At 66.2% G+C, this 7,254-nt stretch carries 7 protein-coding genes; all 7 read right to left on the reverse strand.

The window, feature by feature from the left end; genetic code table 11:
- Positions 1 to 2: 2 nt before the first annotated feature.
- Positions 3 to 1,325, reverse strand: a complete 1,323-nt coding sequence (hflK, locus tag H0W38_RS01535) for an FtsH protease activity modulator HflK (protein ID WP_292450753.1) — start codon at positions 1,323 to 1,325, stop codon at positions 3 to 5.
- On the reverse strand, positions 1,322 to 2,572 hold the full coding sequence (hflX, locus tag H0W38_RS01540; RefSeq protein ID WP_292450754.1) for a GTPase HflX: 1,251 nt from the start codon (positions 2,570 to 2,572) through the stop codon (positions 1,322 to 1,324). Before hflX ends, hflK begins: the two co-directional genes overlap by 4 nt.
- Positions 2,573 to 2,654: 82 nt before the next feature.
- Complete coding sequence (hfq, locus tag H0W38_RS01545; RefSeq protein ID WP_292450755.1) at positions 2,655 to 2,900, reverse strand: RNA chaperone Hfq; 246 nt, start codon at positions 2,898 to 2,900, stop codon at positions 2,655 to 2,657.
- A 73-nt stretch (positions 2,901 to 2,973) separates the two neighbouring features.
- On the reverse strand, positions 2,974 to 4,317 hold the full coding sequence (gene der / locus H0W38_RS01550; RefSeq protein ID WP_292450756.1) for a ribosome biogenesis GTPase Der: 1,344 nt from the start codon (positions 4,315 to 4,317) through the stop codon (positions 2,974 to 2,976).
- Between the two features lie 79 nt (positions 4,318 to 4,396).
- Positions 4,397 to 5,518, reverse strand: a complete 1,122-nt coding sequence (gene bamB, locus H0W38_RS01555; RefSeq protein ID WP_292450757.1) for an outer membrane protein assembly factor BamB — start codon at positions 5,516 to 5,518, stop codon at positions 4,397 to 4,399.
- Positions 5,515 to 6,210 (reverse strand): tetratricopeptide repeat protein, encoded by a 696-nt coding sequence (locus H0W38_RS01560; protein ID WP_292450758.1) that lies wholly within the window; start codon positions 6,208 to 6,210, stop codon positions 5,515 to 5,517. The genes bamB and H0W38_RS01560 overlap by 4 nt, the downstream gene beginning before the upstream one ends.
- A gap of 48 nt (positions 6,211 to 6,258) precedes the next feature.
- On the reverse strand, positions 6,259 to 7,254 hold a 996-nt coding region (gene hisS / locus H0W38_RS01565; protein WP_292450759.1), incomplete at its 5' end, for a histidine--tRNA ligase.

Below are 7,254 nucleotides of genomic sequence, written 5' to 3' on the forward strand. Positions count from 1 at the left end.
CCTCAGCGGCCTTCTCGCTCGCGGCTGCGCGAGTTGTCACGCGAGCGCACGTCGCTTTGCGGCGTGTTCATCGTTTCGGTGGCCGGCGGCGACATTGCCGTGGGAGCGCCGCCCGGCACGCCGGCAGCCTGCATGAGTTTGTCGAGCGGCAAGTAAAGGAGGTTCGAGCCGGTGCGCGACTCGACCAGGATCTTGCTGACGTTCGAGTACACCTCGCGCATCGTGTCCGTGTAGAGCCGGTCCCGCGTGACGACCGGCGCCTTCTGGTATTCCGTGAGCACTTGGCGAAAGCGCGAGGCATCGCCGTCGGCCTGCGCGGCAACGCGGGCTGAATAGCCTTCGGCTTCCTCTCTCAAGCGCGCAGCAGTCCCCTGCGCCCTCGGAATCACGTCGTTGGCGTAAGCCTGGCCTTCGTTCCTGAAGCGCTCACGGTCGGCGCTGGCCTTGACAGCATCGTCGAAAGCCGCCTGCACCTGCTCCGGCGGTGAGACCGACTGCACGTTCACGTTGGAAACCAGGATGCCGGTGTTGAGCCGGTCGAGCTGGTTCTGTATGGAAGTGACAAGGTCGTTGGCCAGCACCTCGCGCTGCTCGTAAAGCACCGAGTCCATGTTGCTGTTGCCGACGATCTCGCGCACCGCCGACTCCGCGGCAAGCACGACCGCCTCATCGGGATTCTGGTTCTCGAACAGGTACTGCTGCGCATCCTTGAGCCGGTACTGCACTGTGAACCGGATGTCGACGATGTTCTCGTCCTGCGTCAGCATCGAGGAGTCACGCAGGCCGGTTGCCTGGACCGTGGCGTTGCGGCCGATCTCGACCGAGCGCAACTGCGTCACGTTGACCACTTCGTGCGACTGGAACGGATAAGGCATGCGCCATTGAAAGCCGGCCTCCACCGTGTGGCTGTAACGGCCGAAGGACAGCACCACGCCCTGCTGGCCTTCCTGCACGATGAAAAAGCCGCTGCCGAGCCAGATGAGCAGCACCACGCCGGCGATGAGGCCGGCCCCGATACCTGCGCTCTTCATGTCGGGAGGGCCGCGGTCGCCACCGCTGCTGCCACCGCTGCCGTTTTGCAGCCCGCCGTCGCCCTTGCCACCGAACATGCCGCTGAGCCGACGGTTGAAGTCGCGCCACAGCTCATCGAGATCTGGCGGGCCGTCGTTGCGGCCGCCCCCTGCCAGAAGCACCTCCGGTCTGGCGCGCCAGAAGACGCGGCGTGCGAGACCGTGCAACAGCCCGGTCAGGGCCGCAGCGCAGCCGGCCACTGCGGCAAGAATGCGCACCGGGCGCTTTGCGTTTGCGTCTTGGTAAGTGTTCATGCGTGTCGTTGCAGCCTGCCGGATGCAGGATCGATGCTGACGGAATCGTCGTTGGGGGAATCGTCGCTCGCCCCGGGCGTCGCCGTATTGGCACTGGCGGGCAGAGCGGCGCCGCTGGCACCTTGCACGGCTTGCGTCAAGAGCGAGCGCAATTCGGCCAGGCCGGTGCCGTGCTGCGCGCTGACGAAAACCCGTGGTATGCGACGGGTGCCGCCGAACTCCAGCGCATCGCTGAGCACCCGCGGCGTTTGCGCATTGCCCAGCTGATCGAGCTTGTTGTAGACCAGTATCTGCGGAATGTCGGCTGCTCCGATTTCGGCGAGGACCCGCTCGACCTCCAGCCGTTGTTCTTCGAGCAGCGGGCTGGAAGCATCGACAACGTGCAGCAGCAGATCGGCCTCGGTCGCCTCCGACAAGGTGGCCTGGAAGGACTCGATCAGCGTATGCGGCAGGTCGCGAATGAAGCCCACCGTGTCGGACAGGCTGACCGAACGACCGGCCTCCTCGAGATAGAGCTGACGCGTCGTTGTGTCGAGTGTGGCGAACAACTGGTCGGCCGCGTACGCGCGAGCCTTCACCAACGCGTTGAAAAGCGTGGACTTGCCGGCATTGGTGTAGCCGACCAACGAGATGCGGAAAGTGCCAGCGCGCTCGCGAGACCGGCGCTGCGTGCCGCGCTGACGCTTGAGCTTGACCAGCTTGGACTTTAGCGCCTTGATGCGCTCGCCGATCATGCGGCGATCGAGTTCGATCTGGCGTTCGCCCGGGCCGCCCCGCAAGCCGACACCGCCCTTTTGGCGTTCAAGGTGGGTCCAGCGCCGCACCAGCCGATTGCTCAGGTACTGCAGCTGCGCCAATTCGACCTGAAGCTTGCCCTCATGGCTCTGGGCGCGCGCGGCGAAGATTTCGAGAATGAGTCCCGTCCGATCGAGGACCTCGACGCCGAGATGACGCTCAAGGTTGCGCTGTTGTGTTGGTGACAGGCTTTGGTCGAAGATGACGCAATGGCCGCCGCTTTCTGCCACCAGCGATTTGATCTCGTCGGCCTTGCCCGAACCGACGAACAGCGCCGCATCCGGCGCCTTGCGTCTTGCGATCAAGCGTGCGACAGGAGTATCACCGGCCGATTCAGCGAGCAGCGCCAGTTCATCGAGCGTGTCGTCGAAGGAAGTGCCAGTGCCAAGGTCGACGCCCACCAGCACGGCACGCGCCTCGCTGGATGCCGCGGACGACACAAACGTGTTCAAGCGCGACTCGTCCATGCCCAGCGCAGCACGGCAGCGCCGGAGCGGCAAAGCAGAAAGCCGGAGGAAAAACGGTTCAAGCGCTTCAGCTCGCCGACTCTGGCGCCTCGGCGGCGTGGAAATTCACCGCACGGCCCGGGACAACCGTCGAGATCGCGTGCTTGTAGACCATCTGCGTCACGGTGTTACGCAACAGCACCACGTACTGGTCGAACGATTCGATGTGACCTTGCAACTTGATGCCGTTGACGAGGTAGATCGAAACCGGAACATGCTCCTTGCGCAGCAGGTTCAGGAACGGGTCTTGTAGAAGCTGCCCTTTGTTGCTCACGATATGCTCCGTGTTGAAAAGCTATGGGTGTTTGTACGTTATCACAGGCCCTGCGCCACTCAGCCCGCTGCAATTACGAGTCCTTCTCTGCAAAGGGGTTCCGCGAAGATTTCATTTCAATTCGCAGCGGCGTGCCGGTCAGTTTGAAATGGGCGCGGAAACGGCCTTCTAGAAATCGCCTGTAGGCGTCGGTAATGTGCTCGAGCGAATTGCCGTGGATCACGATCAGCGGCGGGTTGCGCCCTCCTTGGTGCGCATAGCGCAGTTTCGGCCGGAACGCACCCGCACGCTTGGGCTGCTGAAACGCGACCGAGTCGGCGAGCAGCCGCGTGAGCACCGGCGTTGGCAACGTCTTGGTGGCCGACGCCCACGCGTCGGCAATCGACTTCCATACCGGCCCCAGACCCTGACGCTTGATGGCGGAGAGGTGGAGCACCGGCGCGAATTTCAAGAACGCCAGGCGCTGCTCGATGGAGCGCTGCAGCATCTCGCGCTGATAAGCGTCGACTGCGTCCCATTTGTTCACCGCCAGCACCACCGCACGACCAGAATCAAGGATGTAGCCGGCGATGTGGGCGTCCTGGTCAGTCACGCCCTGAGTAGCATCGAGCAGCAGCAGCACCACGTTGGCGTCGGCGATGGCCTGCAAGGTCTTGACCACCGAGAACTTCTCGATTGACTCGAACACCTTGCCCTTGCGGCGCAGGCCGGCCGTGTCGATCAGCTCGAACTTCTGCCCACCGCGTTCGAAGGGCACGCTGATCGCATCGCGCGTGGTGCCCGGCAGATCGAAGGCGACCAGCCGCTCCTCGCCGAGCCAGGTGTTGATGAGGGTCGACTTGCCGACGTTCGGGCGCCCGGCCACGGCCAGGCGGATCGGCCGGTCGGGATCGTCGAGCGCCGCATCGGCGTCTGCCTCTTCGAAGACGAAGTCCTCGAGCGCGGCTTCGATCAGACTGCGCACCCCCTGCCCGTGGGCCGCCGACACCGGATGCGGCGCGCCCATGCCTAGCTCGAAGAACTCTCCGAGCTGAGGCGCCTCCGTCATGCCTTCGGCCTTGTTGGCGGCGATCAGCACTTTCTTGCCGACAGTGCGCAGGTAGCGCGCGATGTCGTGGTCCTGCCCGGAGACGCCCGCTCGCACATCGACGACGAAGACCACGGCGTCGGCCTCAGCGACGGCCTGGCGCGTCTGCTTGGCCATCTCCTTGTAGATGCCGCTCTCGGCGGTGGGCTCGAAGCCGCCGGTATCGACGACGATGTACTCGTGCTCGCCGAGTCGGCCGTCGCCGTAATGGCGGTCGCGCGTGAGCCCGGCGAAATCGGCGACGATCGCGTCGCGGCTCTTCGTCATGCGGTTGAACAGCGTCGATTTGCCGACGTTGGGGCGCCCGACCAGCGCCAGCACGGGTTTCATCGCGCTATACCGCGATCACCGCCGAAGCAGGCAGGCTCGCTTCGGTGGGAGGACGGTGCCAAGCGCCAAGGAGTCGCCATCACTCGGCGCGAAACGCGAACACGCCGCCGTCCCGCGTCACCGCCACGATGTTCGGGCCCGCCTTCACCGGCGCGCCGACGATCGCCTCGCCGTCGGTGGGAAGGCGCAGCAGCGGCTTGCCGTTCTCGCGGTCGAGGAAGTGCAACTGCCCCTGGTAGTCCCCGAACACCAGGGTACGGCCTTGCACCAGCGGTGAAGACAGCGAGCGAAAGCGCAGATCGTCCGACGTCCAGGCGACGTCGCCGCCCTCGCGTTTCCAGGCGGTGATGCGGTCGCTGGCGTCGGCCGCGAAGACGAACTGCTCATCGGCCGCCACGCCGTTGGCACCGCCGACGTTCTTGGTCCAGCTCAGCACGCCGCGAGCGGCATCGACGCAACCGACCGCCGATTGGAAACCGCGCGCGCAAACAGCGTCGCCAACCCGCGCCGCAGGGCTCACCAGATCGGCGAGACGCTCGACTTCGTTCGTGCCGCGCGGCGACGCAATGGCCGCTTCCCAGCGTTGGGCGCCGGTCAGTGGATCGAGGCCGACCAGTCGAGCCCCCTGGCCCACCACCAGAGTGTTCTGCCAGGGCAGCAGCACGCCCGCCTGCAGCAAAGTCAGCGGATCGCCGCTGCGTGGGAGAGCCCAGAGCTTGCGCCCGTCGAGGACATCGAACGCCCGCACGCTGCGATCGACACCGAGCACGAAAACACGCTCGCCGGCGACGAGGGGCGCCGTCAGCACGCGCGTATCCAGCCGCGCACGCCACAGCAGCTTGCCCGCGTCGAACACCACCACTTCGTTGCCGCGGGTCACGACGCTGGCATAGCGGCCGTTGCTTCCAACTCCCGCAGTCAGCGCCTCGCCCGCATTGCCGCGCCACAGTTCGCGGCCGGTGTCGGTCGCCAGGGCGATGACATCGCCACTCGAACTGGCAAGGGTGACCGAAGTCGCGTCGGCCGCGACCGCAAGCGCAAACTCGACATCGCCGAGCTGCGCTTGCCAGACTTGAGCGCCCTGGATCTGCGGCACAAAAGACTGCAGTGGCGTGGGCTCGGGCCGGTCCGGCCCGCTCGAACAGGCGGCCAGCGTGGCGAGCAGCAGCGCCAACGCCGGGCCACGCAAGCCGAAAGTCATTGCGATGCTCCACCCGGCACCGGTGCCGGTATCAGCACCGGCACGCCGGCATTCGGTGGCGCGCCAAGGGCCGTGAGCTTCGCCTCGACCAGCCGGCGGTAGTCGATCGTCGGCGGCAGCACCTCCCAGGCCGTGCGGTAGGCCGCCTTGGCCTCCTCGGCCTTGCCCTGAGCATTCAGGATGTCGCCGCGGCGGTCGGCGACCAAGCCGGCGAAGGCGTGCGGCGCATCGGCCGGCAGCTGCTTCAGGGCCTCGTCGTACTTTTTCTCGTCGAGCAGGAGGCCGGCCAGACGCAGGTTGGCGATGACCCGGTATTCACCCTGGTTCGCGTTCTCGGCGACCCATTGCAGGTTGGCGCGCGCAGCGTCGAGCTGGCCCTTTCCGAACAGCAGCTTCGCGGCCGCCAGCCCGGCCTGTTCGGCGTAGGTGGTCGAGCCGTAACGCTCCCGGAGATCGGTGAAGACGCGCGTGGTGCGCTCGGCGTCGCCGGCCTGAACCGCCTTGTCGAGCTGCTCGTAAAGCACCGCGGCTTTCTGCGCGCGATCGCGCTGCAACCACTGCCAGCCGTTGAAGGCGGCGAAACCACCGAGCGCCAGGATCAGCAACCAGGTGATCAGGTTGCCGTAGGCCTTCCAGAAATCCTTGAGCTGATCGAGCTGTTCTTGTTCGCCGATGTCGAGACGGGTGGCCATGCGTGTGTTTCGAATGTGAGCGCGCCGGCTTAGCCGGCCAAGAGCGGATTATGAACGGAGGGCTTCGCCAGCGAGACCGGCGCTGGGCAGCAGTTCGCCCGCCCAGGCGGGGACATCGGCAAGCGAGCGCAGCACCTGCGCGGCGGCCGGCGCATCGCCGGGCGCGGCCCGCAGCGGCTTGACCGCGACCATGCCCTGGCCCAGTTCGTCGGAGCCGAAGACGAGCGCATGCCGGGCACCGCTCGCATCCGCCTTCTTGAACTGCGCCTTCATGCTGGCTGCACCATCACGGCCGGCCGGATACAGCACGACCGCGACACCGGCTGCGCGCAAGGCATCGACTGTGACCATGGCTTGCGGCAAGGCGTCCGCACTCGGGACGATCGCGTACGCGTCGGGCGCGGTCGAGGGGGCCTGTACACCGCAGGCTTCGAGCAGCAGCAGCAGCCGTTCCATGCCAAGCCCCCAGCCGACGCCGGGAGCGGGCTTGCCGCCGAGTTGTTCGATCAGCGTGTCGTAGCGCCCGCCGCCACAAACGGTGCCCTGTGCGCCGAGCTTGTCGGTGACCCACTCGAACACGGTCAGGTTGTAGTAGTCCATACCGCGCACCAAGCGCGGATTGATCCGGTATTCGAGCCCGGTTGCGTCGAGCACTGCGCGCACGGCGGTCAAATGGGCCAGCGACTGCGTTCCGAGAAAGTCGATCAGTTTGGGCGCGCTTTCCAGTACCGGCTGCATCGACGGCTGCTTGCTGTCGAGGATGCGCAGCGGGTTGCTGTGCAGCCGGCGCCGCGCGTCTTCGTCCAGCACGTCCGTGTGCGCTTCGAAATGCTCGATCAGCGCAGCACGGTGCGCCTTGCGTTCCTCCGCCTGGCCCAGGCTGTTGAGCTCGAGCCGCAGGTCGCGGCCTTCCACCAGGCCGAGCGTGCGCCAGAGAGCGCGGCACATGAGGATGATCTCGGCATCGACGTCGGGCCCCGGAAAACCCAGCGCTTCCACGCCGACCTGGTGGAACTGCCGGTAGCGGCCCTTCTGTGGCCGCTC

The sequence above is a fragment of the Methylibium sp. genome (assembly GCF_013817365.1).
Classification (GTDB): Bacteria; Pseudomonadota; Gammaproteobacteria; order Burkholderiales; family Burkholderiaceae_C; genus Methylibium.